Raw genomic sequence first — 24,672 nt, 5'->3', positions numbered from 1 at the left:
CGCAGGGGAGTTTGGGCCGATGTTATAGAGCCATATAGCACTAGCCAAATTTATTCCAACGTGGGAATAAGTCTAAATGACGCACAACACATAACCCTAAAAGTTATGCAGTGCCCCCGTGTAAGCTATCAATTAAGCGCGAACGATACTGTTGCAGCGCGATAGTTTGTGAATATATTTAGGTTAGGAAAGAACTATGAGCAAAGTGAGCTTCTGGAAGTTTGGTCACTTATTAAACAATCTGAGCTATAAAAAGAAATTTACCTTACTTGGCACAGTGGCACTGGTACCTTTATTGATTCTACTGTTTTTCAATATCCAGCTACTAAACTCAGACCAAAAGATCACCAGAATTGAACGCCAGGGCATTACCTATTTAGTCCCACTGCGTCATTTTATTGAGAGCGTTCAAGCACATCGGGGTATGACTAATTCCTACTTGTCAGGAAACGATGATTTTGCAGAAAAGATTGATGCCAATGAAAAGAAGTCCAGCGCGCTCATTTTAAATATTGACCAAATTGATACAGAGCTTGGTCAGCAATTCCGCTCTACAGAAGACTGGAATAAGATTAAAAAGAACTGGAACAAGCTCAAAGCCGATTGGGCGCAAATTAAGTCAAAATCAGGCGATATCACCCCGCAGCAAAGTTTTGCAAATCACAGCGACCTAATCAACCAGTTGCTTGAGTTTTCATTGAAACTCACCGACGCCAGCACACTCACGCTAGACCCGCAAATGGACACATATTACCTAATGGATATTGTCTATTTAAGAACTATCAATGTCGTTGAAATCACGGCACAGATTCGTGGTTTAGGGGCAGGCATTACCTCTAGGCAATTTGTCACCAACCAAGAAAAACTGAAACTTTCAGCGCTCACCAACCAAGTTGAAGCATCGCTCAAAAGCTACGAGCATGTGATGTCTGTGCTTAAAAACTATGAAAGCACTTACACACAAGTAAAACCGGTGATGAGTGCACTACAGAAATCGATTGATGAACTAAACACGTTAGTAAAAACATCAATAATTGATGCAGAAACGATTGATTTAGATACAGAGAAATATTTTAACTTTGCTACTCAGTCCATTACCAAAGGCTACCAAGCCTATGACGAGATTAGCAAGTTACTAGACCAATCACTAGAAAAGCGTTTACTACAACAGCAACAGCAATTTTGGCTGGTCGTTTCCATCACCATTTTAACGATTTTAATCGTTAGCCTTATGCTGTTTTCAGTAGCTAGAAACATTATTCGAGCAACTAGCGAGACTAAGGAGTTAATGAACAATCTCGCTCAAGGCAATGTTGTACATCATGATGAGAATAAGGTTTTCAGTCGTGATGAAATGGGCGACGTAATGCGCTCATCTTACAGCTTGCAGCAAACCATTAAAAACCTGATTGATGCGCTGCAGAAAGTTAGCCACCAACACTCTATCGGCGACATAGACGCTACTTTAAATGCACAGCAGTTCAATGGTGTCTATGCCGAAATGGCGACTGGCATTAATAAAATGGTGGCTGACCATATTGAAATGAACCAAAAAGCGATTGCCGTGGTGCAAGCCTTTGGTGACGGTGACTTAACACCGGAACTGGAAAAATTTCCGGGCAAAAAAGCATTTGTGAATACAGCTATTGAGCAAGTACGCGCCAATATTCAAGCGCTGGTGGTGGATACCAATATGCTGGTCAACGCCACAATTCTGGGCAAACTTTCCAGACGTGCAGACTCCAGACGTCATCATGGTGAGTTCCGTAAAATTGTGCAAGGTATCAACGATACGTTGGATGCGGTGGTAAACCCATTAAACATGGCTGCTAAATATGTGGACGATATCGCCAAAGGTATTATCCCTGCCAAAATTACTGACACCTACAATGGCGATTTTAATGCTATTAAAAACAACCTGAATCAATGTATTGATGCTGTGAATACCATGATTGCAGATACAGCCTTATTAGCTGATGCTACTGAAAAAGGCCAACTCTCAACGCGAGCAGACGCAAGTCAGCACTTGGGAGATTTCCGCAAAATCATTGAAGGTATGAACAACACCTTAGACTACGTGGTTAACCCCTTGAATACGGCTGCACAGTACGTAGAGCGTATATCTAAAGGCGACATCCCTCCTCATATTACACAAGCATACAACGGTGATTTTAACGTTATCAAAAACAACTTGAACACCTGTATTGATGCTATCAACCGCCTGGTGAGCGACACCAATATGCTGTCACAAGCAGCCACCGACGGACGCATCAGCACCCGTGCCGACACCAGCCAGCATCAGGGTGACTTCCGCAAAGTGGTAGAAGGCGTCAATGCAACGCTGGAGACGATTGTCGCGCCTATCATTGCCGTGAAAGACGCTGTTGATACCATTACAACCGCAGCGAACGAAATATCCTCCGGCAACAATGACCTTTCAAGTCGGACTGAACAACAGGCATCCAGCCTGGAAGAAACTGCAGCCAGCATGGAACAATTAGCAAGTACGGTTAAGCACAATGCGGAAAATGCAAAACAAGCAAATCAGCTAGCGCTCAGTGCCTCAGATATCGCAGTTAAAGGCGGTAATGTGGTTTCAGATGTCGTCACCACAATGATTGCCATTAACGATAGCTCACGCAAAATTGAAGACATTATTTCCGTGATTGATGGCATCGCCTTCCAAACCAATATTCTTGCATTGAATGCAGCGGTTGAGGCGGCAAGAGCTGGTGAGCAAGGTCGGGGCTTTGCAGTAGTTGCCGGTGAGGTACGTAACTTAGCACAGCGCTCAGCCAGCGCGGCCAAGGAAATCAAAGAGCTAATTACCGACTCAGTGAGTAAAACCACTGAAGGTACTACATTGGTGCAAAATGCCGGGCAAACCATGGAAGAAGTGGTGGTATCGGTGAAACATGTTGCTGACATTATCGGGGAGATTGCCGCGGCCTCTATTGAACAAGCAGCAGGCATCGATCTGGTGAATGAAGCGGTGACTAGCATGGACGAATCTACGCAGCAAAATGCAGCATTAGTAGAACAGGCAGCCGCCGCAGCTGAATCACTGGTAGAGCAAGCTAACCAACTAGCCAGTGCAATTAGTGCCTTTAAGCTGGATAGCGGTAAGGAAAGCTCAAGCGCACATCAATCATTAAAACCAAGTCAGCAGCATGTGTCATTGTCGGTAGTGAAAAACCGCACAGAGCCAGAACCGCTGCGTAAGGTTGCAATCAAGCAGGCTAATGGCAATGGCGACTGGGAAGAATTTTAGTCATAGCTAGCGTGCCATAAAATAAAAAGGCTGACACCATCAAGGTTTCAGCCTTTTTTATTTAAACAGTAGTTTTATTCGTATTGTAAAACTAGCGTATCACTCCAAGCTGCTGGACATATTGCATGCCCAGCAGATAATGCCAGAATTTTTAGTGCTTTTTAGCGCGGCGATCTTTGTCTTCAACCTCTTTTTTCGCTTTTAACTCAGCTCGTTGCGCAGTTTTACGGCGGCGCATACTTACAATACCCTCACCTGGTTTACGCTTATCTTCATCTTCTGCAAACGGGTTATGCCCTTGCTTATACTCTACTCGTAATGGCGTACCTGAAAGTTGGAAAGTTCTACGGAAAGTTTTTTCTAAAAAGCGTGTATAAGCATCTTTAACACCATCCACATGGCTACCGTGAATTACCACAATAGGCGGATTGCTACCACCTTGGTGTGCGTAGCGTAGTTTTGGACGGATACCTTTACTGATAGGTGGCTGATGCTGTTGCAATGCATCAATCAGCACGCGTGTCAGCTGCGGTGTTGCGAGTTTAGCAAAAGCAGCCTTGTACGCCACATCAACTGATTTAAACAGTTCTGGCAGGCCTTTTTTACGCAATGCTGAAATGTAATGGAACTCAGCAAAATCTAAGAACTGTAGCTTACGGTCGATTTCACGTTTAATCCAATCACGCTCATCCTCTTTTAAGCCATCCCATTTATTGATAGCCACCACTAAAGCGCGACCCGCATCTAAAATATAAGCAGCCACGTGCGCATCTTGCTCGGTAATGCCCTCTTGCGCATCCACCACAAGAATTACCACATTCGCTTCTTCAATAGCCTGTATGGTTTTAATAACGGAGAACTTTTCAATCGCTTCAAATACACGGCCACGCTTACGCACACCAGCCGTATCAATCAGTGTGTAATGCTTACCGTTCTTTTCTAGATCGATATGGATAGAGTCACGGGTCGTACCTGGCTCATCATAAGCAATCACACGCTCTTCCCCTAGCAAAGCATTCACTAGAGTTGATTTACCCACATTAGGGCGGCCTACAATCGCCACTTTAGGAATTCTGTCGCCGGTATAGTCAGTCACCGGCTCATCTTCAGTGACTGTGAAGTTTTCTAAAGCAAGCTCAATAATATCGCGCACGCCTTCGCCATGCGCTGAAGAAATTGAAAGTGGGTAACCTAAACCCAACTCATGGAAGTCTGCACTGACCACTGCTTTTTGCATGCCTTCAGTTTTGTTCACCGCCAACAATACCGGACATTTGGTTCTTCTTAAACGGTTGGCAATTTCCATATCCTGCGGTGAAACGCCTTGGCGACCATCCACCAAAAAGATAATCGCATCAGCTTCATCAATCGCTTGCAAGGTTTGCTTTGCCATGGCTTTAAGAATGCCACTGTCTGTATTTGGCTCAAAGCCACCGGTATCCACAACCAGATACGGCTGGCTAGCTCCTATGCCTCGCCCATAATGTCGATCACGGGTTAAACCAGGGAGGTCAGCGACTAGCGCATCACGACTTTTGGTTAAACGGTTAAATAATGTTGATTTGCCGACGTTAGGTCGGCCAACCAAAACAATGGTAGGTATCATGTGAGCCTTCTATAAAGCATTGAAGCTAATTGATAATTTAGTCATCAATTAGCCCAATTAATTTTTAATTCTAATAATAAGCGGTTAAAACAAACTAAACATTTTATTTAATTTGAATCGCGTACAAATTGCCGCCGCGTGACTGTGCCAGCAATGTATCACTGCTAATCATAGCCATTTGTGGCAAGATTGCTGAGTTGTCTGTTTTCACTCTGGCTGAGAATGCACCATCTTCACGCTTAAGAAAATGTACATAGCCTTCTACATCACCAACAGCAACTCTGTCACCCATGGGTAAAGGTGCTGTAGGCTGCCTATTTTTAAGTGCTGCCTGACGCCAAAAGGTTTTACCCGTAGTGTAATCAAGCGCATAGATAGAACCGATTGCATGCGAAACATAAATACGGGCATCTTCGTGGCTTAAACCAGTTAGACTTGAAATATCACGGTTCCAAACCACACGCCCAGATGCACGGTCAACCGCAGCAATACGTCCCTGATAAGCCACTGCATATACTAAAGGGCCATCCACCATAGGTAAGCTGGTAATGTCTGCAATACGCTCAATCTCGGTAACGCCTTTAGGTTGTGCCACAGAAGCTTCCCACAGCAATTTACCGTTATCAGCGCGAATTGCTGCGAGTTTACCGCCAGCAAAACCAGCATATACCGCACCACCATCTACCACCACGCCTGCACTACTGCGTACTGTGAGCGCAGGGCTAGTACGGTCATAAACCCATTTTCGACTGCCGTCATCTGCGTTAATACCATAAATACGGCTATCACCGGTACGCACGATAACCATCCCATCGTAGTATCTAGGTGCGCTTAGTATCTCGCTACTAAGTCTAGACATCCATTGCAACTTACCTGATAAATCATAAGCGTAAAGTACACCTTTTTGCGAGCCAACCAACACTAAGCTACCACCAACCCCTACCCCACCAGTAAGCTTCTCGGTAATTTTTGCATGCCAAAGCTGTTTACCGTTAACTGCATCTAACTTAACTAAATCACCATCAGCGCTAGCGGCATAAGCAAAACCTGCTTCTACTACTGGTGCTAGGTCATAATTACCGGTGATGCCAAGTTTAGTCTGCCACACAACTTTGGCGGTTGCGTTCGCCTCAAACTCAGTCAATGGCTCCATATCTACCACCTCACGCCCGAAGACACGTTCTGATAAATCGGTTTTCAGGTCGGTAATAGAGGTACAGGCAGAAAGCAGCGTAAAGCCACATACAGCCAATAATGCAGTAGATTGTTTAATAAAACGCATTAAGTATTAGCCTAGTGAGTCAATTTTTTGTTGCGTCAAATGACGATAGCGACCTTGGGCATCAAGCTTAGTAAGCGCAAGTTCGTAAGCTGCTTTAGCCTCGTCACGTTTACCTAAACCAAGCAATACGTCACCTTTAAGATCAAGGAACAAACCATCAAAACCAGCATCATGCTTTGCTTCCAGCACTTTTAAAGCGGCGTCGAAATTGTTTTCTTCAGCCAAAATGTTGGCTAACTGCAAACTTGCAATCGCACTCACAGAAGTTTCTTTAGCATTGCTAATCGCCCATTCCAACTGTGCTTTAGCACTTTTGGTATCTTTTGCTTCGTAATTTGCTTTAGCCGCCAATACTGCAGCACGGCCAGCATATGGTGTCGCGCTATATTTTTCCATTAACACCGCAGCTTTTGCTTGTATTGATTTGGTGTCATTAGCATCAACCACTTGTAACGCCTGATACTCTGTAGAAGCATTTACAGCCTGTTTGGTTTGATAGTATGTCCAGCCTTGGTATGCAGCATAAGCAACTAACAACCCTATGACCAAATTACTGACTAATTTTCCGTAGGTTTTCCACCACGCTTTTAACTCATCTAACTGTTCTTGCTCTTCTAAATCGTATGCCATTCTTAGTCCTAATATATTTAATTCAAAAACTTACGCTACGCCTATCATCCGTTTGCGACTTTCTTACCCGGAATCGCTGCCAATAAACTCTGTGTGTAGGCATGTTGAGGTTGCTCGTAAATGTCAGCAACTTTTCCTAACTCCACAACTCGTCCTTGATGCATCACCACAATATCATCTGCAATATGACGCACTACACGTAAATCATGGCTAATAAAAATATAACTCAACGCCATTTCCTGTTGTAACTCTTTAAGCAGCAGCAGTATTTGTGCCTGTATCGATACATCTAATGCCGACACAGGTTCATCGCACACCACAACTTTTGGTTGCAACACTAGCGCTCTAGCAATGCCAATCCGCTGTCTTTGTCCGCCAGAAAACTCATGCGGATATTTTTGCATATCAGCCTCAGTTAAGCCAACACGCTTTAACATGGCAATCACTTTGTTTTTACGTTCAGCCGCATCACCCAAGCCATGTATCAGCAAGCCTTCGCCAACCAAATCACCAATACGCATCCGTGGATTAAGCGAAGCAAACGGATCCTGAAACACCATTTGCAGGTCTTTACGCATTGACCTGAGCGCCTCTGCATTGAGTTTAGCTAAATCTTTCCCTGCAAAAATCACTTCGCCACTGTCAATCGACTGCAATTGTAACAGACATCTTGCCAAGGTGGATTTACCACTACCAGATTCGCCAACCACAGCAAGGGTTTTGCCAGCACGTAGATTGATGCTGACATCGTTCAATGCCTTTACCAAGGTTTTACCAAAACCAAACTTGCCACTACGCTGCGTGTAGGTTTTGGTTAAATGCTTAGCTTGTAGAATATATTCACTCATATTGCCGCACCCGTAGATTGAAGATTGCGGTCTGGCAACCAAGCGTAATCAATCGGTTTTAAATCTTTTTTACCTTCCGCGTCAGGTACACAGGCCAGCAATGCCTTGGTATATGGATGCTGCGGGTTATTGAGCACCTGTTGCTTAGCGCCCGCCTCCACGATCTCACCTCTAAACATTACCACGACATTGTCCGCAATATCTGCAACCACACCAAAATCATGCGTAATAAACAGCATGCCCATATTCATGCGAGTTTTGAGGTCGTCCAGCAATTTTAAAATTTGCGCCTGCACCGTGACATCCAGTGCAGTAGTAGGCTCGTCGGCAATCAGCAACCGTGGTTCACAAGCAATGCTCATTGCGATCATCACACGCTGACGCTGCCCACCAGACAGCTCATCAGGGTAACTATCCGCACGGTTAGGCGGAATACCGACCATTTCCAGCAAGCTAGCTATCTTGTTTTTTAAGGCATGATTCTTTAGCCCCAGGTGCGTAGTCAAACTTTCGCCAATTTGATAACCAATCGTCAGCACCGGGTTAAGCGAAGTCATCGGCTCTTGAAAAATCATGGCGATTTTAGCGCCACGGATTTTTTGCAGCGCTTTCTCACTCAGCAAACTAATATCCTGCACACCGGTTTCATGATCATTAAATAATACCTTACCAGTATTGAGCTGTAGCTGCTGTGACAACAAACCCATTACCGATAATGCTGTCAAGCTTTTACCACTGCCAGATTCGCCAACGACACAAGTGGTTTTACCTGCTTCAATGGTAAAACTCACATCATTTACCAATAAACGTGATGGCGTACTTTTGGGTGAGATAGTGACATGTTGCAACTGCAATAACGGCTGGACTGTATCAGTAGGTGCGCTCATCATTTACTCAATACTATAAACAATAGTCACTACAACGCGAGCTGTTTTATCGATAGTTGATTTATCATAAACACCGCCATAGCTGTCATCACCTGCATCACCGCTCACAGGCAGAATATAAAATGCACCTTGTGAAGCAGATTTCATCACGCCGACCTTTACCCCGTCTTGCTTTACAAACTCGGTGGCTCGGCTGCGTGCATTTTTTGTAGCCGCAGCAATTAAAGACATTTTGATATTTTCCAAATCACTCACTAAGTAAGATGGTGCTCTGGCGGCTACAGGGTGATTTTCTGCACGTAGCTGTAATAAAGCTTTATTGGCATTGGTCACTTTATTTAAATCTTTAGTCACAACACGAATCGTTTGATAGGCATCAAAACCGTGCTGCACCTGTCGTGGCGTATCTTTAATAAACTCTTCATCGAAATGCGGATTTAGAGTTTCAACATCCACACTCCAATTCTTTGCCTCAAAGCCTTGCACTAACAAAAACTCTTCCACCACTTTACGTTCCACAGCCAGCTTTTCCAAAGCTTCAGCTTGCGTAGGCTGAGTAACACTAACACTTAGTTCCCATTCGGCACTATCTGCCTTAATTGGCTTTTCTGCCAAGCCTTTCACCGTGATAGATTGTTGGCCAGACATGGCGCGCTTACCCTGCACGCCTAGTATAAATGCAGCCGCAGACATACCGATTGCGAAAAAGATACCCAATGCAACCATAGCTTTAAATAGATTATTTTGCTCGTTCATTGCACATACCTTTTAACTTTAAGTGTTAGGTCTGGTTACTAATTGATTTAATTACCTGTTAAGTACGCAACCGCCGCTTCAACGCTCAGTTTCTGTTGCTCACCTTTTACTGTCGCCAACATCGGTTTCAGTGCCACTTCGTTGTTTGCCACTTCATCATCGCCTAATATCAACGCATATTTGGCACGGCTTCTGTCTGCTTTTTTCATCTGCGATTTAAAGCTGCCGCCACCAGCGTGTAGCACCACTTGAATATTCGCATTGCGTAAACGTTCAGCAATGCCAAACGCGGCGCTCTCGGCTTGTTCACCTACGTTAACCAAGTACACATCCGGCGCATCATCTGCTTCAATCTCGTATTCTTGCATAAGTAAAAATACACGCTCTAAACCAATACCAAAGCCACATGCTGGCGTGGCGTCGCCACCTAGCCGTTCAACCAAACTATCATAACGCCCACCGCCGGCAATGGTACCCTGTGCGCCAAGCTTGGTAGTCACCCACTCAAATACCGTGCGGTTGTAGTAATCCAAGCCGCGCACCAAGCGCGGATTAACCGTATAAGCCACACCGGCATCATTCAGCCTTTTACACAGACCTTCAAAGTGGGTACGAGTTTCAGCACCTAAGCAGTCAAGTAACTTTGGCGCAGCCTCACACATAGCTTGCATACGCGGGTTTTTAGTATCCAAAATACGTAGTGGATTGGTATGCAAACGGCGCTTAGCGTCTTCATCCAGCAACTCTGCATGCTGCTCGAAGTATGCAATCAACACATTGCGATATTCAGCACGCTCATGCGCGTCACCAATGCTATTAATTTGCAGCTCAACATCCTGAATGCCAAGCTCACGCCATAGCCTTGCCAGCAACACAATTTGCTCCGCATCAACTTCTGGCGTATCAAAGCCAAAAGCCTCTACACCAATTTGGTGGAACTGACGCTGACGGCCTTTTTGTACATTTTCATGGCGGAACATTGCACCGCTGTACCACAAACGCACTGGGCCATTATAGGTAAGATTATTTTCAACCACAGCACGCACACAACCAGCGGTGCCTTCAGGGCGCAAGGTAAGTTTGTCGCCGTTGAGCGCATCTTCCCACGCGTACATTTCTTTTTCTACGATATCAGTATGCTCGCCTACGCTACGCACAAACAAATCTGTAGATTCAACCAATGGCATACGGATATTTTTATAGCCGTACTGTGCGAGCACGCGGCGCGCTGTGTCTTCTAGCTTGAACCATAGAGGCGTAGCCTCTGGCAGAATGTCGTAAAAACCTTTAATACTTTGAAATTTGTTACTCATGAACTTTTGAATTGCCTATTATGAATTGACTGCTTGTATTGGAATTATTTTTTGTGCGGGTACTGGACGTAACTTACCACCTTCGGCATAGTTTTTTTGCACATACGCTTCAACAATTGCCTGAAACTCCTCGGCAATATGATCACCTTTTAGTGTGACGGTTTTTTCGCCATCTACGAACACTGGCGCCACTGGCACTTCACCCGTACCAGGCAAGCTAATACCAACATTGGCTAATTTAGACTCACCGGGGCCGTTCACCACACAGCCCATCACTGCCACGCTCATGTTCTCAACCCCTGCATACGCATCGCGCCAAATCGGCATTTGATTGCGCAAGTAAGTTTGAATTTGCATAGCAAGTTCTTGGAAATAGGTTGAAGTAGTACGGCCACAGCCTGGGCAAGCGGTCACCAATGGGGTAAATGAACGAATCCCCATGGTTTGCAGAATCTCCTGCGCCACTACCACTTCTTTGGTGCGTGACTCATTCGGCTCTGGCGTGAGCGAGACTCGGATCGTGTTGCCGATACCCTGCTGCAACAATAAAGCCAACGCAGCGGTTGAAGCAACAATACCTTTAGAGCCCATGCCAGCTTCGGTTAAACCTAGATGTAGCGGATAATCGCTACGGCTTGCTAGCTCGGTATAGACTTTGACTAAGTCCTGCACATCGCTCACTTTACATGAAATGATGATTTGATTTGGCGACAAACCTAAGGCTACCGCCTGCTCCGCGCTCTCAAGCGCAGACTGTATTAAAGCCTCGCGCATTAACGCATCGGCTGTTAAGGGCTCCGCCAACTTTGCGTTATCGTCCATCATCTGCGCCATTTTGGCTTGGTCCAAACTGCCCCAGTTAACACCAATGCGCACAGCTTTTTTGTACTGAATTGCAGCCTCAATCATCGCGGCGAACTGTTCATCGCGCTTTGAGCCTTTACCTACATTACCTGGGTTAATGCGATATTTTGCTAATGACTCAGCACAATCAGGGTATTGCGCCAGTAATTTATGGCCGTTGTAATGAAAATCGCCAACCAATGGAACATTACAACCCAGCTTATCTAAACCACGGCGAATATTGCCGACTTGCGCAGCAGCTTCTGGAGAGTTAACTGTAATACGCACCACCTCAGACCCAGCCTGCCACAACTCATACACTTGCTTTATCGTAGCTTCAGCGTCAGCTGTATCTGTATTGGTCATACTTTGTACCACCACCGGCGCTGGCAAAGTATCTAATAAGCCACCACCCACTGGCACGTGCCCGACCATCACTTGCAAAGTATTACGGGCTTTATTTTGCATAAACAAACTCAATGATTACTCCAAATTGATACGTGCAACATTGCTCCGAGTATAGCTAGCTAAATCGAGAGCTTGCCCAGAAACATTGACTGTGGCGGCCTTAGCATTACCAATCACCACATTAAACGGTGCTTGAAAGCTAAGTGATTGCGTATCGCCTGCATTCAAAGTCGCTTCATAAAGTATTTGCCCGGCCTTATCACTCACACGCACCCAAGTTTTATCTGTCACCGACAGGTTTACTTTTTTCAAAGCGCCAGTTGGTGCTTGAGGTTCTGGTTTAGCTTGAGGTTCTGGTTTGGCTGGCGCTGACGGTGCCACGGCAGCGGCTGGCGGCACAGGCGTATTGGCTTGCACGGCAGGCTGCGTATTGCTTGCAGGCTGAGTAGCTCCGGCATCCTGGCGTGAAACTGCGTCTTCAGCAAATTGACGTTCAGCGGCTGGCAAAGCCGGCTCAGGTAAAGTCGCCTCGGGTAACGCCACTTCGGCAGACTCTTGCGTATCGGCTGGCGCCTCCACCACAGGGGCTGCTACCTGCTGCGCTGCTTCATCTTGCTCTTTGGACTGCTGAGGCAAGTATTCAATGTACACAAACCATGCGAGTAAAAAGAATAAAACCAAAATACTACCTAAAATATAGGTAAGCCACGGTTTATCATCTTTGGTTAGCTGCACCGGCTGCATCGAAGGATTAACGGCCAGCAGACTAGGTGACTGCGCTGGTGACAGCTGACGATAAATATCCAGCAATGGCGCAGCATCGATCTCTAATAAACGTGCATAGTTACGGATAAAACCACGAGTAATCATCGCATCTGGCAGTAACTCAAATGCATCGCGCTCTAACGCATCCACTTGCTTAACGCTGTAACGCAAGTGGTCTGACACATCTTGCTGCGATAATTTTTTCGCCTCTCTCGCTGCCTGTAACAATGCACCTAGCGATGCAGTCACAGAAACCTCTTCGACTATCTCTTCAACCTGTTGTGTATCTGTCATTGTTAATTTCCACTCTGTAACAACTTAGCTTGTTCTGAATCAGGATATTGACGTCTTAACTCAAGTGCATAACTTGATTCATCATCTCGGTTACCTAACAATCGCGCAATTCTGACTGACAACCATAGCAACTCAGGGCCTGGTCGGCTTAGCATTGCATTTTGCAGGGTGTTTTTAGCGCTAGCCACATCATTCCGGTTAAATTGAATGAGCGCCAGCTGGTAAGCGGCAGAATGAAACAGCGGCTCTAACTGCAAAGCGCGCTGAAAGTAAACTTCCGCATTACGTGTATCCTGCTTGCGTAATGAGCAGACGCCAGCATTGGTATAAGCCATTGCTGGCGTAGCATATAATGGATTTTTCACCGCAGCCATAAACTCTTTGATTGACTCATCAGCACGGCCACGTGAGCACAAAAAGTTTCCATAATTATTATGCGCTTCTGAATTATTAGGCTCAATTTGTATGGCTTGCTTAAAGTTCATTTCTGCCAAAGCATCTTGCGAAAGTGCAGCGTGCACCATACCTAAGCCGTTGTAAGCCATTGCAAAGGTAGGGTCAATTTTAGTAGCTATCGAAAACTCATCCAAGGCGACTTCCAAATTTCGCTGCTGCAAATAAACTGACCCTAAATCTGAGTGCGCACGCGCACGTGCTTTTAAAACACCTGCATCATAGGTTTGTTGCTGCTGAGTAGCACAAGCAGCAACAACTAAAGTGAGTGTGGCGACAAAACCCAACTGCCGCGCATAAGATTTAACTGACTCAAACTGCTGAGTTAGTAACTGGATCAAATTCATTTAACATTCACCTCGTTTAATCAACGGACTCTATAGGAATATGCCTAGCAGTACGTTTCGTTTTATCTAGCACTTTACCTGCTAATTGACCGCAAGCCGCATCAATATCGTCACCGCGTGTTTTACGCACAGTCACAACATAGCCAGCCTGCATCAAGATATCACGGAAAACACGTACATGATTTGGTTTAGACGTATCATAACCGCTATTAGGGAATGGGTTAAATGGGATTAAATTAAATTTACAAGAAACGTTCTTCACTAACGCCAGAAGCTGGTTTGCGTGCTCAACGGTATCATTCACGCCATCCAACATCACGTATTCAAAAGTGACGAAGTCGCGCGGCGCTTTTTCTAGGTAGCGATTACACGCCGCCATTAATTCTTTAAGTGGGTATTTTTTATTGATTGGTACGATCACATCGCGCAGCGCATCATTTGGTGCGTGCAGAGACACCGCCAATGCAACCGGACAATCTTCTTTCAAGCGATCCATCGCTGGCACCATGCCGCTGGTGGACAAAGTCACACGGCGGCGACTTAAGCCGTACGCGGAATCATCCAGCATAATTTGCATTGCAGTGACTACGTTATCGTAATTAGCCAAAGGCTCACCCATGCCCATCATCACCACATTACTAATAATGCGGTCACCGGCAGGTAACATGTCGTAGCCTGGCTCTTGGCGTAACGTTTGGTTGGCGATGGCCACCTGACCAATAATTTCGGCAACGCTTAGGTTGCGATTAAAACCTTGACGCCCAGTAGAGCAGAAGGTGCATTCCAGTGCACAGCCTACCTGGCTAGAAACACATAAAGTACCGCGATCATCCTCAGGGATAAATACGGTCTCAATACTATTTGCAGTATCTGTCCCGATCAGCCACTTACGTGTGCCGTCGTTAGATACCTGAGCTAACTGCACTGTCGGCAAAATAATCTCTGCATCGACAGCGAGTTTTTCGCGCAGGTTTTTGGCAATATCAGTCATCTGCTCAAAATCATGCACACCAAAGTGATGCATCCAGCGCATTAGCTGTTTGGCACGAAAAGGCTTCTCACCTCTGTCAGCAAACCATTGAGCGAGCTGTTTTTGATTGTAATTGAGCAGATTGACCAAAATTGTTTACACCTTAATATTAACGATTAACTATTCGTTGAGTTGCAAGGCAACCCTATGCAACCTAAATAATTAAATTACTTACCGAAGAAGTAAGCGATTTCGATTGCTGCATTTTCAGCAGAATCAGAACCGTGCACTGCGTTTGCATCGATGCTTTCAGCAAAGTCAGCACGGATAGTACCAGCAGCAGCTTCTTTAGGGTTAGTAGCACCCATCAAGTCACGGTTAACTTGCACTGCGTTTTCGCCTTCTAACGCTTGAATCATCACTGGACCTGAAATCATGAATTTTACAAGGTCAGCAAAGAATGGACGCTCTTTATGTACTGCGTAGAAACCTTCAGCATCTGCTTGTGTTAATTGTGCCATTTTAGCTTCAACAATTTTCAAGCCAGCGTTTTCAAAACGTGTGTAGATTTTACCGATTACGTTTTTTGCAACTGCATCTGGTTTGATGATAGAAAGCGTGCGTTGAACTGCCATAATTACTCCATTAAATTAACTTATTGAAAAGACCGTTAAAATACCATTTTTAGTACTTAAAATAAACCAACATTTTATGTTATGGTGTTAATTAAATGAGTTTTAGAATCACTCTTGATGTGTCAAAATTGGCGTTATTATGAAAAACAATTTAAATCCAACCCTCCCCGCTTCCATTACCTGCCCTGCCTGTGGCATGCTTTGTGATGATTTGGTGTTAACAAGTACAGCACCTTTATCCATTAAAAATGCATGTGCCAAAAGCATTACTTTTTTTGAGCAATCGTTTCATTCAAGTAACTCAAACACAGCACCTAGCGTATCAGGCAAAGCAACTGATCTGGAAACTGCTATTAAAGCTGCTGCTGCCATACTAGCGAAAAGCAAAGCACCATTGATTGCAGGTCTGGGCACTGAAGTACAAGGGATGCGTTCCATCATGCGCCTAGCCGCAGCAAGTAATGCAGCTTTAGACCACATGCACAGCGAATCGTCCGTACGCAACACGCTCACCATGCAAAATGGCGGCTGGCTCACCACCACCCTGTCAGAGGTTAAAAACCGTGCTGACTTGATTTTAGCCATTGGCACAGATATTGGTAATAGTCATCCTCGCTTCTTTGAAAAACTGGTTTGGGACTCTGCCAGCCTGTTTGATAAACCAAGCCCTGAGGTAGTTTACCTAGGTGTTTCTGCAGAAAAAACCAAATCAGCCACATCGCCAGAAGGCAAACTAGCCAGCACCGTAGGCGACGACCCAACGCAAGTACCTGAGATTGTGAATGCCCTTAACGCATTGTTAATCAATAAAAAAATCAATGCAGAAACCGTGGGCGGTGTTGCAGTTTCAGCATTACAAGCCTTGGTAGAAAAATTAAAAGCGGCCAAATATGCTGTAGTTGTGTGGTCTGCCAGCAGCTTTAAATTCAGCCACGCAGAACTCACCATCCAAAGCATCGTGCAACTGGTGAACCAACTGAATGAAACCACGCGCGCTGCAGGTTTACCACTCAATTCAGGCGATGGCGACTCTTCAGTCAATAACACCAGCACCTGGTTAAGTGGTTACCCAACCAGAAACCGCTTCGTGAATGGCAAACCTGAATATGACAACTACCATTTCAGCACAAAAAAACAATTGCAAAACAGCGATGCACTTCTTTGGGTCAGCACTTTTAACTCAATCAGCGCACCGCAAACTGCACTACCTACTATCGTGATTGGGCACCCCGACACCAAACTTGATCGCACACCGGATGTGTTTATTCCGGTTGGCATACCCGGTGTTGACCATGCAGGCTCAATGTTCCGCATGGATAGCTCGATTACGCTACCACTAAAAAAATTACGCGATAATGAATTACCCAACTTGAGCGAGGTAATAAATAGAATTGAGGCAGAATTAGCATGATCACTTTACTCAAGAACGGCAGACTATACGACCCAGCACACAACAAAAATGGTGTAGTGGAAGATATTTACATTTATCAAGGCCGTATCGTACCGAAACCGCTAGATAACGCAAAAATCAGCCAAACCTACGATTTAAGCGGCAAAGTAGTGATGGCGGGCGCTATCGACATGCACAGCCATATCGGCGGCGGCAAGGTTAATATTGCACGCATGATGCTGCCGGAATACCAACAAAAACAGATGCAGGAAATCAAAAACCTGAGTGAGCCTGAAGCACACATCTGTACGCCATATTGCAGCCATCACGCCACACCAACTGCGACTGATACCGGTTTTAGATACATTGAAATGGGCTATACCGCTGCGTTTGAGCCTGCTATTTCACCGATCAACGCACGCCAAGCTCACTTAGAAATGGGCGACACCCCAATGATCGACAAGGGTGGCTATGCAATGCTGGGTAATGATGATTACTTTTTGCGTATGCTAACCGCGAAAAAAGATCAAAAAGCGATTAACGACTACGTTGCCTGGATTTTGCACGCGACACAGACTATCGGCATTAAAGTGGTGAATCCGGGTGGCATTAGTGCATTCAAATTCAATCAACGCCGACTAAATTTGGACGAAAACCACCAGCATTACCAAGTAAGCCCGCGTGAAGTGCTGCAAAGCCTAAGCCGTGCCGTGCACGAACTTGGCATTGCTAAACCGCTGCATGTGCACTGTAACAACTTGGGCGCGGCTGGTAACTTTGAAACCACGCTCAACACCATGACCGCAAGCAATGGCCTGCCTATGCACTTAACGCATATTCAGTTCCATAGCTACGGTACAGAAGGTGACAAGAAGTTCTCGTCAGCGGCTGCACAAATTGCAGAAGCCATTAACAAAAACAAAAACATCACCGCCGATGTTGGCCAAATCTTGTTTAATCAAACCGTCACCGCCTCTGGTGACTCAATGATGCAGCATTTAAACGCCAAGCATGCAAATCCTAAAAAATCAGTGATTATGGATATCGAGTGCGATGCTGGCTGTGGTGTATTGCCGTTTAAATATCGCGACCAAAACTACGTAAACGCACTGCAATGGGCTATCGGCTTGGAGATTTTCTTATCGGTGGAAGATCCGTGGCGTATTTTCTTAACCACAGACCATCCGAACGGCGCACCGTTTACCAGCTACCCACACTTGATTCGCTTGTTGATGGATAAATCTTTCAGAAACGAAGCGTTTGCCAAGCTCAACCTAGATGCGCAATCTATGAGCAATCTCACCAGCTTAGACCGCGAATACAGCCTGTATGACATTGCAATCATGACGCGTGCTGGCGCAAGTAAGCTGATTGGCATGAATGACCGTGGGCACTTGGGCGTGGGCGCTAACGCAGACATCACGGTTTATACCGACCAAGAAAACCGCGAAGCCATGTTTGCTAAGCCTGACTATGTATTTAAAAATGGCGAGTTAGTGGTTAAAGACGGCGCCGTGGTTAAAGTGGTTTGGGGTGCTACCCATACCGCAAAACCTGCTTTTGATATTGGTGTAGAAAAAGAGCTGAAAGAATACTTTGACCGCTACCAAACCATAGGCTTAGATAACTTTAAGATTAGCGATGCTGAGATTTTTGATGACGGCAGAGGCAGTGTTGTTGTCAATAAAAACTAGCAGTCTCAACGACTGAAAGGAAACGATATGAGTAGATTGTATGGCGAACAACACCGTCAACTGCAGGATGAATTTGCGACACGCAAAATGGCAGACCGCGTTGAAGAGTTAGCTTGTAAAACTGAGTTTGATGATGAGTCAAAAGGGTTTATCGAGCATATGGATATGTTTTTCCTATCTACAGTAGACCATCAAGGCCGCCCTACCGTGTCTTACAAAGGCGGCGATGCTGGCTTTGTTAAAGTGATTGATAGCAAAACTTTGGCGTTTCCAAGCTACGACGGTAACGGCATGTTCTTTTCTATGGGCAACATCACCACACAGCCGCAAGTGGGTTTACTGTTTATCTCATTTGAAACACCGCATCGTATCCGTGTACAAGGTACTGCAACGATCTCGCGCGATGACCCACTGATGAGCGAATATAAAGAGGCGGACTTTATTGTGCGCGTGACCTTATCGGAGTTATGGCAAAACTGCCCCCGTTACGTCCACCAGCGCACCAAAGTACGCGACTCACGCTACGTACCGCGTGAGCATTGTGAGACACCGCTTGCCGAGTGGAAGCGTCTGGATTTAGTGCAGGATGTACTGCCGGAAACAGACGTTAACAAAGTAAAAGAACTAGGTACCATTCAAATTGAAGAGTGGATTGATAAAATTAAAACTGCAGACCCAACGGCCTAAATAATGTTGCTAAATAATATACAAATTGATGATACCTTTGCCGAAGCATTTAATATGCGCGGCACTCGCGTGATTATTACCGCGCAAAACCTGAAATGGGCATACCATGCCGCTAATGCCATGACCGGCTTTGCAACCTCAGTGATTGGCTGTGGCGTGGAAGCCGGTATTGAGTGCGAGCTTACTACAGAAGAAACCCCGGACGGCAGACCTGGCGTCAGCATCTTAATGTTTGCCATGGGCAGCAAAGTGCTCATGCAGCAATTAGAAACCCGCATGGGGCAATGTATTCTGACTTGCCCGACTGCTGCCGCTTTCTCCGGCATTGATGGTGAAGATAAAATCAGCCTGGGTAAACACCTGCGTTATTTTGGTGATGGCTTCCAAACCTCTAAACTGATTGATGGCAAACGCTACTGGCGTATTCCGGTGATGGACGGCGAGTTTATTACTGAAGAAACCACAGGCATGGTGCGTGCAATTGGTGGCGGCAACTTTTTGATTTTGGCTACATCACAGCCAGCAGCACTAGCTGCGGCAGAAGTTGCGATTGAAGCCATGAAGAAAGTGCCTAACGTGATAATGCCGTTCCCAGGCGGTGTAGTACGTTCTGGCTCTAAAGTGGGCAGTAAATATAAAACCATGTTTGCCTCAACCAATGATGCATTCTGCCCTACACTAAAAGGTGCAACCAATACTGAGCTTTCACCTGAAATTGAAAGCGTGATGGAGATTGTGATTGACGGCTTAACCTTTGAGGACATCGCACTTTCCATGAAAGTAGGCATCGAAGCGATTTGCAACCTAGGTGCTGACAGTGGCGTAAAGCGCATTTCAGCAGGTAACTATGGCGGCAAGCTTGGCCCTCACCTTTTCAAATTACATGATATTTTAAACGGCAGCAACTCATGAACGCGCTAACTCTCACTCTAAAGAATCCACTCCAATTTTCGGTTAATTGTGGTGCTTTAACGCCAGATAATTTAGCTAACAAATCAGCCGCTGAGATTGCCAGTATTAAACTAATTTACGGCAACAGCACAGTATTGGCTGGCGACTTGTTTGAAATCAGTGGTAATGATACTAAGCATATCGTGTTTAAAAATGCATCGAACAAGCTGGATTATATTGGTGCACATATGTCTACCGGCAAAATCACCATTGAAGGCAATGCTGGCGCCTATTTGGGCTTTACTATGAAAAATGGTGAAATTCATTGCACAGGCAGTGCTGAAGGCTATGCCGCATGCAATATGGTAAATGGCCTGTTGAAAATTGATGCGAACGTAGGTGACTTTGTAGGCGCAGGCTCTGAAGGCCTACGCAAAGGCATGCGCGGTGGCGCTGTCATCATCAAAGGTAATGCAGGTGACCGTGTGGGCGACCAGATGCGTAGAGGCTTGATTTTGATTGAAGGCAACGTTGGTGACTACTGCGGCAGCCGTATGGTTGCAGGCACAATTGGTGTACTAGGCAATGTAGGTGCCTACACCGCATTTAATATGCACCGTGGCACCTTATTACTAAAAAATGCACCAGCCCAACATGCAACAGTGCAAAACTGTGGCACTCACACCTTGCCATATCTGAGCTTATTATTTAAATCGTTTAAAAAATACAACACACAATTTAGCCAATTAAGCTCACAGCGTGTACAGCGCTTTGTAGGCGATGCAGCTTATAAAGGTAATGGTGAAGTGCTTATTCTGAATGCTTAAGCACTAAGTTTAAGGACATTGGTCAGGTAATTACATAGAACCACAAGTTAATGTATAGCGAATAGCTAGCTTTTTGAGATAAGCATCGATTTATAAAATCATCTGTTAAAATAGCGTATTACATTAAAATTTTGCTGTTATGCCTAAGTATCTGACCGCCGCCCTTTATAAATTTGTTAGCCTGCCTGAATACAAAGCACTGCAAGTGCCTATTCTGGAGGCGTGCAAGACACATCAGATTAAAGGTACTTTACTGCTTGCAGAAGAAGGCATCAATGGCACCATCGCAGGCCTGCCGGACGACATTCATCAGGTGCTTAACTATTTGCGCACTGACCCGCTATTTGCCGGTAAATTTGCAGATTTAGAGCACAAAGAATCTTTTGCCGATGAGCATCCGTTTTACCGCATGAAGGTAAAGCTCAAAAAAGAAATCGTGACCCTTGGTGTGCCTGGAGTAAGCCCTACTAAAAAGGTAGGTACTTATGTGAAGCCAGAAGACTGGAATGCGCTAATTTCTGACCCTGATGTAGTGCTTATTGATACGCGAAATGACTACGAGGTAGACATTGGCACATTCAAAGGCGCAATCGACCCAAGAACAACCACGTTCCGCGAGTTTCCAGAGTATGTGGCAAAACACTTTGATAAAACCAAACATAAAAAAGTGGCGATGTTTTGCACTGGCGGCATTCGCTGCGAAAAAGCATCGTCTTACATGCTGGACCAAGGCTTTGATGAAGTGTTTCACTTACAGGGTGGTATATTAAAATACCTGGAAACCGTACCTGAAGAGCAAAGCATGTGGGAAGGCGAATGCTTTGTATTTGACCAGCGCGTTGCGGTTAAACACAATTTAGAAGTTGGGGAGTTTGATCAGTGCTATGCATGCAGGCACCCACTATCACCCGCAGAAATGCAGAGCGAACAATATGTTGCTGGCATCTCCTGCCCTCATTGTTACGATAAAGTCTCGGAAGAAAAACGCGCTAGATTGCTAGAGAGACAAAAACAAGTGACACTAGCAAAGCAGCGCGGAGAAACACATATTGGTGAAAAACAAAAATAAATGACCTACACCCGCGAACAAGAAGCCATCAGCGCCTATTTCAAGTTACTTGAAAAAAAAGGCGCGAAAAGTGGCATGCTTTATAAACGCTCGTTGTTTTTAGATCAATTTATACCGCTGTTACAAAACCAAGCCTTAGAGCGTTCGACCTACAGCAAAGCCATAGAAAAAGTCATTAAAACCATTCCAGCCGACATTTGGCATGATAGTCTGAATACCGCAAGAGAGTTTTATCCGTTTTGGATGCAAGATATCAAAGCTATCGCTGCGTTTAGCAGGCAAGGTGGTTTTGATATCCAGCCATTAAAGTGGCAACCTGAACCGACAACGCTTAAAGCGCTGACCGATCGTTTACATACTGCAAAATTTAACGTTACCGAAACCAGGCTTCTAGCCGCTTACACCAAAGCACTAAAAGACAAAGGGGCAAACCCTCAGTTGCTCGATAACCGTGTTAATCTTGCAAAGATACTGCTGTTACAATTAAAAGGCGCACCTACTGACGATGCCAGAGTGTATCGGGTTGGCGTAGATATGACGTTGCCTTTGTTTAAAATTGATGAAAACAAACAGTTGTTTTTGCTAGTGATACGCGAATTTTATCAATACTGGATAGATAACCCTGATAAAAACCTAGGCTCGGATCAAGGTATTGAAGTAACCTTTATTGAATAGACCTCTTATCAAGTAAAATTAACGTGCACAACACACTCCGTATTGCCACTTTTAATATCCATAAAGGGCTAACGCACTTTAACACTCACTTATCACTACACCAGCAGCGTGACCTACTTAGAAAGCTGCATGCCGATGTAGTGTTTCTACAAGAGGTACGTGACGTTCATCACGAACACAGCAAGCGCTTTGACAGTTGGCCAATGGCAGGGCAAATGGAGTTTTTAGCCGACACGATATGGAAAGATTATGCCTACGGCAAGAATGCGGTATATCCTGCAGGCCACCACGGCAACGCTTTGCTATCTAAATTTCCCATTATAAAAACAACGAACATTGATATTTCTGCACATAGCAGCGAAGAGCGCGGTATGCTGCATACCGAAATCAACATCCCCAATTGGGATGCACCGTTACATACCATATGTGTACATCTAGGTCTGTTTGCACGTTGGCGCAAACAGCAACTGATATTAATTCAAGACTATATTCAACGACATATTCCAGCCAATTCACCCCTGATTGTGGCTGGTGACTTTAACGACTGGGGCATGCGCTCTGGCAGGAATTTTTCGCATCAAGTTGGCTTACAAGAAGTGTTTGCTCATCATACAGGTAAGCCTGCGCGCAGTTTCCCTTCATGGCTGCCAATTTTAAGATTGGATCGCATTTACACACGCGGATTTAAAATCCAGCACGTAGAGGTACACTCAGGTGCGCGCTTTTTAAAACTGTCCGACCACGCCATGCTGTCTGCAACACTCACCAAAGGGCATTGAGGCATTATGCACTTCATCAATGGAAATCATATCCAGCTATTACGCAGTGGTGCTGAATACTTTCCTGCGCTAGAACAAGCAATTGACCATGCACGACATGAAGTGTATCTGCAAAGCTATATCTACGAAGCCGATAAAGTTGGTACCCTTATTGGCGAAGCTATGATTCGAGCGGTGAAGCGCGGGGTTTCCGTGTATTTACTGATTGATGGCTTTGGCTCCAAGACTTTGCCAGAAACTTACATTGAATTCCTGCGAGCAGCAGGGATTCATGTCATGATTTATCGCCAGAAAATATCACCGTGGACATTTAAAAAAAATCGGTTACGCAGACTACATCAAAAAGTGGCACTGATTGATGATGTAACTGCTTTTGTTGGTGGCATAAATATCATTGATGACAATAATGTGCCGCATCAGATTGCGCCTAGAGTTGATTACGCGGTACGCGTGCAAGGGGCATTGCTACCTGTTATCGCGAATAGTGTAAAAAAACTGTGGCAGCATCTGGCTTGGCTGCATTTTCACAGTAAACCGTTGCCTAAAACCAGCTCGCAGGCACCGGCACATTACACAAGGGGAAGCATTAAGGCTGCTTTTGTCACGCGTGACAACATATTGCACAGAAGAGATATTGAAGCGGCGTATCTAAAAGCGATTCATCGCGCCAAACATGAAATCATTATCGCTAACGCTTACTTCATTCCCGGTAGAAGATTTCGCAAAGCGCTCATCAATGCTGCTGCACGCGGCGTTAAAGTCAAACTGCTGCTGCAGGGACGTAAAGAGTATTTCTTAATGTTTGCAACTCATGCTTTTTATAATATTTTCTTGAAGAACGGTATTGAAATTTACGAATATCGTAAAAGCTTTATGCACAGCAAGGTTGCCGTCATCGACCAAGAATGGGCCACGGTCGGGTCATCTAACATTGACCCATTTAGCTTGTTTTTAGCACGTGAGGCTAATATTTTCTTAAAAAATAAGCACTTTGCCGCCACCTTGCACCAAGATATTACCGCTGCTATCAATAATGGTGCTTACCAGATTAAAGCGAATGACTGGGCGAAGGGTCACAGCGTAAAACGTTTTCTATCCTGGATAGCATATGGCCTAGTACGTCTATTTTTAGGCATCATTGGTTACGCAGATAAGCACTAAAGTTAGCCTTCTTGCCAAGCACTTATCCTCCCGCCATCCTCTGCTTTAACTAAGCACTTAAGTTGCATTGAACTTAAATCAACCACTTAGGACAAACACTGCTCTAGTGTTTGTAAAACAAAGCGCATTCACTTTGTTAACAATCCCATACAGCGAATTTAATAACATGTAACTTTTTGCAAAAATAAAAC

At 45.1% G+C, this 24,672-nt stretch carries 22 protein-coding genes; 10 read left to right on the top strand and 12 right to left on the bottom strand.

Annotated elements, in window-relative coordinates; genetic code table 11:
- Window positions 1-196 precede the first annotated feature (196 nt).
- The gene (locus VGD82_RS02345) at window positions 197-3,271 is read left to right on the top strand and encodes a methyl-accepting chemotaxis protein (protein ID WP_331018858.1); all 3,075 of its coding nucleotides are present in this window, start codon (window positions 197-199) and stop codon (window positions 3,269-3,271) included.
- Between the two features lie 151 nt (window positions 3,272-3,422).
- On the opposite strand, the gene der is transcribed toward VGD82_RS02345, so the two are convergent.
- The 12 genes from der to ndk all read right to left on the bottom strand — a co-directional run bounded on the left by der (window position 3,423) and on the right by ndk (window position 15,308).
- A complete protein-coding gene (gene der, locus VGD82_RS02340; RefSeq protein WP_135277533.1) occupies window positions 3,423-4,877 on the bottom strand; it encodes a ribosome biogenesis GTPase Der in 1,455 nt (484 codons plus the stop codon).
- A 103-nt stretch (window positions 4,878-4,980) separates the two neighbouring features.
- Complete coding sequence (gene bamB, locus VGD82_RS02335; protein ID WP_331018857.1) at window positions 4,981-6,159, bottom strand: outer membrane protein assembly factor BamB; 1,179 nt, start codon at window positions 6,157-6,159, stop codon at window positions 4,981-4,983.
- Window positions 6,160-6,165: 6 nt separating this feature from the next.
- On the bottom strand, window positions 6,166-6,789 hold the full coding sequence (locus VGD82_RS02330; protein WP_331018856.1) for a tetratricopeptide repeat protein: 624 nt from the start codon (window positions 6,787-6,789) through the stop codon (window positions 6,166-6,168).
- A 44-nt stretch (window positions 6,790-6,833) separates the two neighbouring features.
- The gene (locus tag VGD82_RS02325; RefSeq protein WP_331018855.1) at window positions 6,834-7,637 is read right to left on the bottom strand and encodes an ATP-binding cassette domain-containing protein; all 804 of its coding nucleotides are present in this window, start codon (window positions 7,635-7,637) and stop codon (window positions 6,834-6,836) included.
- Window positions 7,634-8,524: an ABC transporter ATP-binding protein gene (locus VGD82_RS02320; protein ID WP_331019272.1), complete on the bottom strand. Its 891-nt coding sequence runs from the start codon at window positions 8,522-8,524 to the stop codon at window positions 7,634-7,636. The genes VGD82_RS02325 and VGD82_RS02320 overlap by 4 nt, the downstream gene beginning before the upstream one ends.
- Window positions 8,525-8,527: 3 nt before the next feature.
- Window positions 8,528-9,280, bottom strand: a complete 753-nt coding sequence (locus VGD82_RS02315; RefSeq protein WP_331018854.1) for an SIMPL domain-containing protein — start codon at window positions 9,278-9,280, stop codon at window positions 8,528-8,530.
- A gap of 47 nt (window positions 9,281-9,327) precedes the next feature.
- Entirely contained in the window at window positions 9,328-10,593 is a 1,266-nt protein-coding gene (gene hisS / locus VGD82_RS02310; RefSeq protein WP_331018853.1) for a histidine--tRNA ligase, read from the bottom strand.
- Between the two features lie 18 nt (window positions 10,594-10,611).
- The gene (gene ispG / locus VGD82_RS02305) at window positions 10,612-11,904 is read right to left on the bottom strand and encodes a flavodoxin-dependent (E)-4-hydroxy-3-methylbut-2-enyl-diphosphate synthase (protein WP_331018852.1); all 1,293 of its coding nucleotides are present in this window, start codon (window positions 11,902-11,904) and stop codon (window positions 10,612-10,614) included.
- Between the two features lie 15 nt (window positions 11,905-11,919).
- Window positions 11,920-12,903 carry a helix-turn-helix domain-containing protein gene (locus tag VGD82_RS02300; protein WP_331018851.1) on the bottom strand — a complete coding sequence of 328 codons (984 nt, stop codon included), beginning with the start codon at window positions 12,901-12,903 and terminating at the stop codon, window positions 11,920-11,922.
- Window positions 12,904-12,905: 2 nt separating this feature from the next.
- Window positions 12,906-13,703 (bottom strand): type IV pilus biogenesis/stability protein PilW, encoded by a 798-nt coding sequence (gene pilW / locus VGD82_RS02295; protein WP_331018850.1) that lies wholly within the window; start codon window positions 13,701-13,703, stop codon window positions 12,906-12,908.
- 16 nt (window positions 13,704-13,719) lie between these two features.
- Window positions 13,720-14,823 (bottom strand): 23S rRNA (adenine(2503)-C(2))-methyltransferase RlmN, encoded by a 1,104-nt coding sequence (rlmN, locus tag VGD82_RS02290; protein WP_331018849.1) that lies wholly within the window; start codon window positions 14,821-14,823, stop codon window positions 13,720-13,722.
- 77 nt (window positions 14,824-14,900) lie between these two features.
- Window positions 14,901-15,308: a nucleoside-diphosphate kinase gene (gene ndk, locus VGD82_RS02285; RefSeq protein ID WP_135277555.1), complete on the bottom strand. Its 408-nt coding sequence runs from the start codon at window positions 15,306-15,308 to the stop codon at window positions 14,901-14,903.
- A 139-nt stretch (window positions 15,309-15,447) separates the two neighbouring features.
- Here ndk and VGD82_RS02280 point away from each other — a divergent pair, with 139 nt between their 5' ends.
- From VGD82_RS02280 to clsB, 9 genes are all read left to right on the top strand, one after another.
- Window positions 15,448-16,719, top strand: coding sequence for a formylmethanofuran dehydrogenase (locus VGD82_RS02280; RefSeq protein WP_331018848.1), 1,272 nt, complete (start codon window positions 15,448-15,450; stop codon window positions 16,717-16,719).
- Complete coding sequence (locus VGD82_RS02275; protein WP_331018847.1) at window positions 16,716-18,392, top strand: formylmethanofuran dehydrogenase subunit A; 1,677 nt, start codon at window positions 16,716-16,718, stop codon at window positions 18,390-18,392. The genes VGD82_RS02280 and VGD82_RS02275 overlap by 4 nt, the downstream gene beginning before the upstream one ends.
- Window positions 18,393-18,419: 27 nt before the next feature.
- Window positions 18,420-19,079 carry a pyridoxamine 5'-phosphate oxidase family protein gene (locus VGD82_RS02270; protein ID WP_331018846.1) on the top strand — a complete coding sequence of 220 codons (660 nt, stop codon included), beginning with the start codon at window positions 18,420-18,422 and terminating at the stop codon, window positions 19,077-19,079.
- Between the two features lie 3 nt (window positions 19,080-19,082).
- On the top strand, window positions 19,083-19,991 hold the full coding sequence (fhcD, locus tag VGD82_RS02265) for a formylmethanofuran--tetrahydromethanopterin N-formyltransferase (protein ID WP_331018845.1): 909 nt from the start codon (window positions 19,083-19,085) through the stop codon (window positions 19,989-19,991).
- A complete protein-coding gene (locus VGD82_RS02260; RefSeq protein ID WP_331018844.1) occupies window positions 19,988-20,797 on the top strand; it encodes a formylmethanofuran dehydrogenase subunit C in 810 nt (269 codons plus the stop codon). The genes fhcD and VGD82_RS02260 overlap by 4 nt, the downstream gene beginning before the upstream one ends.
- A gap of 139 nt (window positions 20,798-20,936) precedes the next feature.
- Window positions 20,937-21,866, top strand: a complete 930-nt coding sequence (locus VGD82_RS02255; RefSeq protein WP_331018843.1) for a rhodanese-related sulfurtransferase — start codon at window positions 20,937-20,939, stop codon at window positions 21,864-21,866.
- Window positions 21,867-22,541 carry a hypothetical protein gene (locus VGD82_RS02250; RefSeq protein ID WP_331018842.1) on the top strand — a complete coding sequence of 225 codons (675 nt, stop codon included), beginning with the start codon at window positions 21,867-21,869 and terminating at the stop codon, window positions 22,539-22,541.
- Between the two features lie 23 nt (window positions 22,542-22,564).
- Complete coding sequence (locus VGD82_RS02245; RefSeq protein WP_331018841.1) at window positions 22,565-23,320, top strand: endonuclease/exonuclease/phosphatase family protein; 756 nt, start codon at window positions 22,565-22,567, stop codon at window positions 23,318-23,320.
- Between the two features lie 6 nt (window positions 23,321-23,326).
- Window positions 23,327-24,481 carry a cardiolipin synthase ClsB gene (gene clsB, locus VGD82_RS02240; protein ID WP_331018840.1) on the top strand — a complete coding sequence of 385 codons (1,155 nt, stop codon included), beginning with the start codon at window positions 23,327-23,329 and terminating at the stop codon, window positions 24,479-24,481.
- Window positions 24,482-24,672: the final 191 nt, after the last annotated feature.

Origin of the sequence: Methylotenera sp., assembly GCF_036401095.1 — a bacterium.
Taxonomy (GTDB): Bacteria; Pseudomonadota; Gammaproteobacteria; order Burkholderiales; family Methylophilaceae; genus Methylotenera.
Note: the sequence above shows the minus strand (reverse complement) of the source record. Positions and strands in the feature narration are given on the sequence as shown.

Bases quoted from the DNA above. Each gene is read 5' to 3' on its own strand.
- VGD82_RS02345 (WP_331018858.1), top strand. From the start codon at position 197: ATGAGCAAAGTGAGCTTCTGGAAGTTTGGTCACTTATTAAACAATCTG.
- der (WP_135277533.1), bottom strand. From the start codon at position 4,877: ATGATACCTACCATTGTTTTGGTTGGCCGACCTAACGTCGGCAAATCA.
- bamB (WP_331018857.1), bottom strand. From the start codon at position 6,159: ATGCGTTTTATTAAACAATCTACTGCATTATTGGCTGTATGTGGCTTT.
- VGD82_RS02330 (WP_331018856.1), bottom strand. From the start codon at position 6,789: ATGGCATACGATTTAGAAGAGCAAGAACAGTTAGATGAGTTAAAAGCG.
- VGD82_RS02325 (WP_331018855.1), bottom strand. From the start codon at position 7,637: ATGAGTGAATATATTCTACAAGCTAAGCATTTAACCAAAACCTACACG.
- VGD82_RS02320 (WP_331019272.1), bottom strand. From the start codon at position 8,524: ATGAGCGCACCTACTGATACAGTCCAGCCGTTATTGCAGTTGCAACAT.
- VGD82_RS02315 (WP_331018854.1), bottom strand. From the start codon at position 9,280: ATGAACGAGCAAAATAATCTATTTAAAGCTATGGTTGCATTGGGTATC.
- hisS (WP_331018853.1), bottom strand. From the start codon at position 10,593: ATGAGTAACAAATTTCAAAGTATTAAAGGTTTTTACGACATTCTGCCA.
- ispG (WP_331018852.1), bottom strand. From the start codon at position 11,904: ATGCAAAATAAAGCCCGTAATACTTTGCAAGTGATGGTCGGGCACGTG.
- VGD82_RS02300 (WP_331018851.1), bottom strand. From the start codon at position 12,903: ATGACAGATACACAACAGGTTGAAGAGATAGTCGAAGAGGTTTCTGTG.
- pilW (WP_331018850.1), bottom strand. From the start codon at position 13,703: ATGAATTTGATCCAGTTACTAACTCAGCAGTTTGAGTCAGTTAAATCT.
- ndk (WP_135277555.1), bottom strand. From the start codon at position 15,308: ATGGCAGTTCAACGCACGCTTTCTATCATCAAACCAGATGCAGTTGCA.
- VGD82_RS02280 (WP_331018848.1), top strand. From the start codon at position 15,448: ATGAAAAACAATTTAAATCCAACCCTCCCCGCTTCCATTACCTGCCCT.
- VGD82_RS02275 (WP_331018847.1), top strand. From the start codon at position 16,716: ATGATCACTTTACTCAAGAACGGCAGACTATACGACCCAGCACACAAC.
- VGD82_RS02270 (WP_331018846.1), top strand. From the start codon at position 18,420: ATGAGTAGATTGTATGGCGAACAACACCGTCAACTGCAGGATGAATTT.
- fhcD (WP_331018845.1), top strand. From the start codon at position 19,083: ATGTTGCTAAATAATATACAAATTGATGATACCTTTGCCGAAGCATTT.
- VGD82_RS02260 (WP_331018844.1), top strand. From the start codon at position 19,988: ATGAACGCGCTAACTCTCACTCTAAAGAATCCACTCCAATTTTCGGTT.
- VGD82_RS02255 (WP_331018843.1), top strand. From the start codon at position 20,937: ATGCCTAAGTATCTGACCGCCGCCCTTTATAAATTTGTTAGCCTGCCT.
- VGD82_RS02250 (WP_331018842.1), top strand. From the start codon at position 21,867: ATGACCTACACCCGCGAACAAGAAGCCATCAGCGCCTATTTCAAGTTA.
- clsB (WP_331018840.1), top strand. From the start codon at position 23,327: ATGCACTTCATCAATGGAAATCATATCCAGCTATTACGCAGTGGTGCT.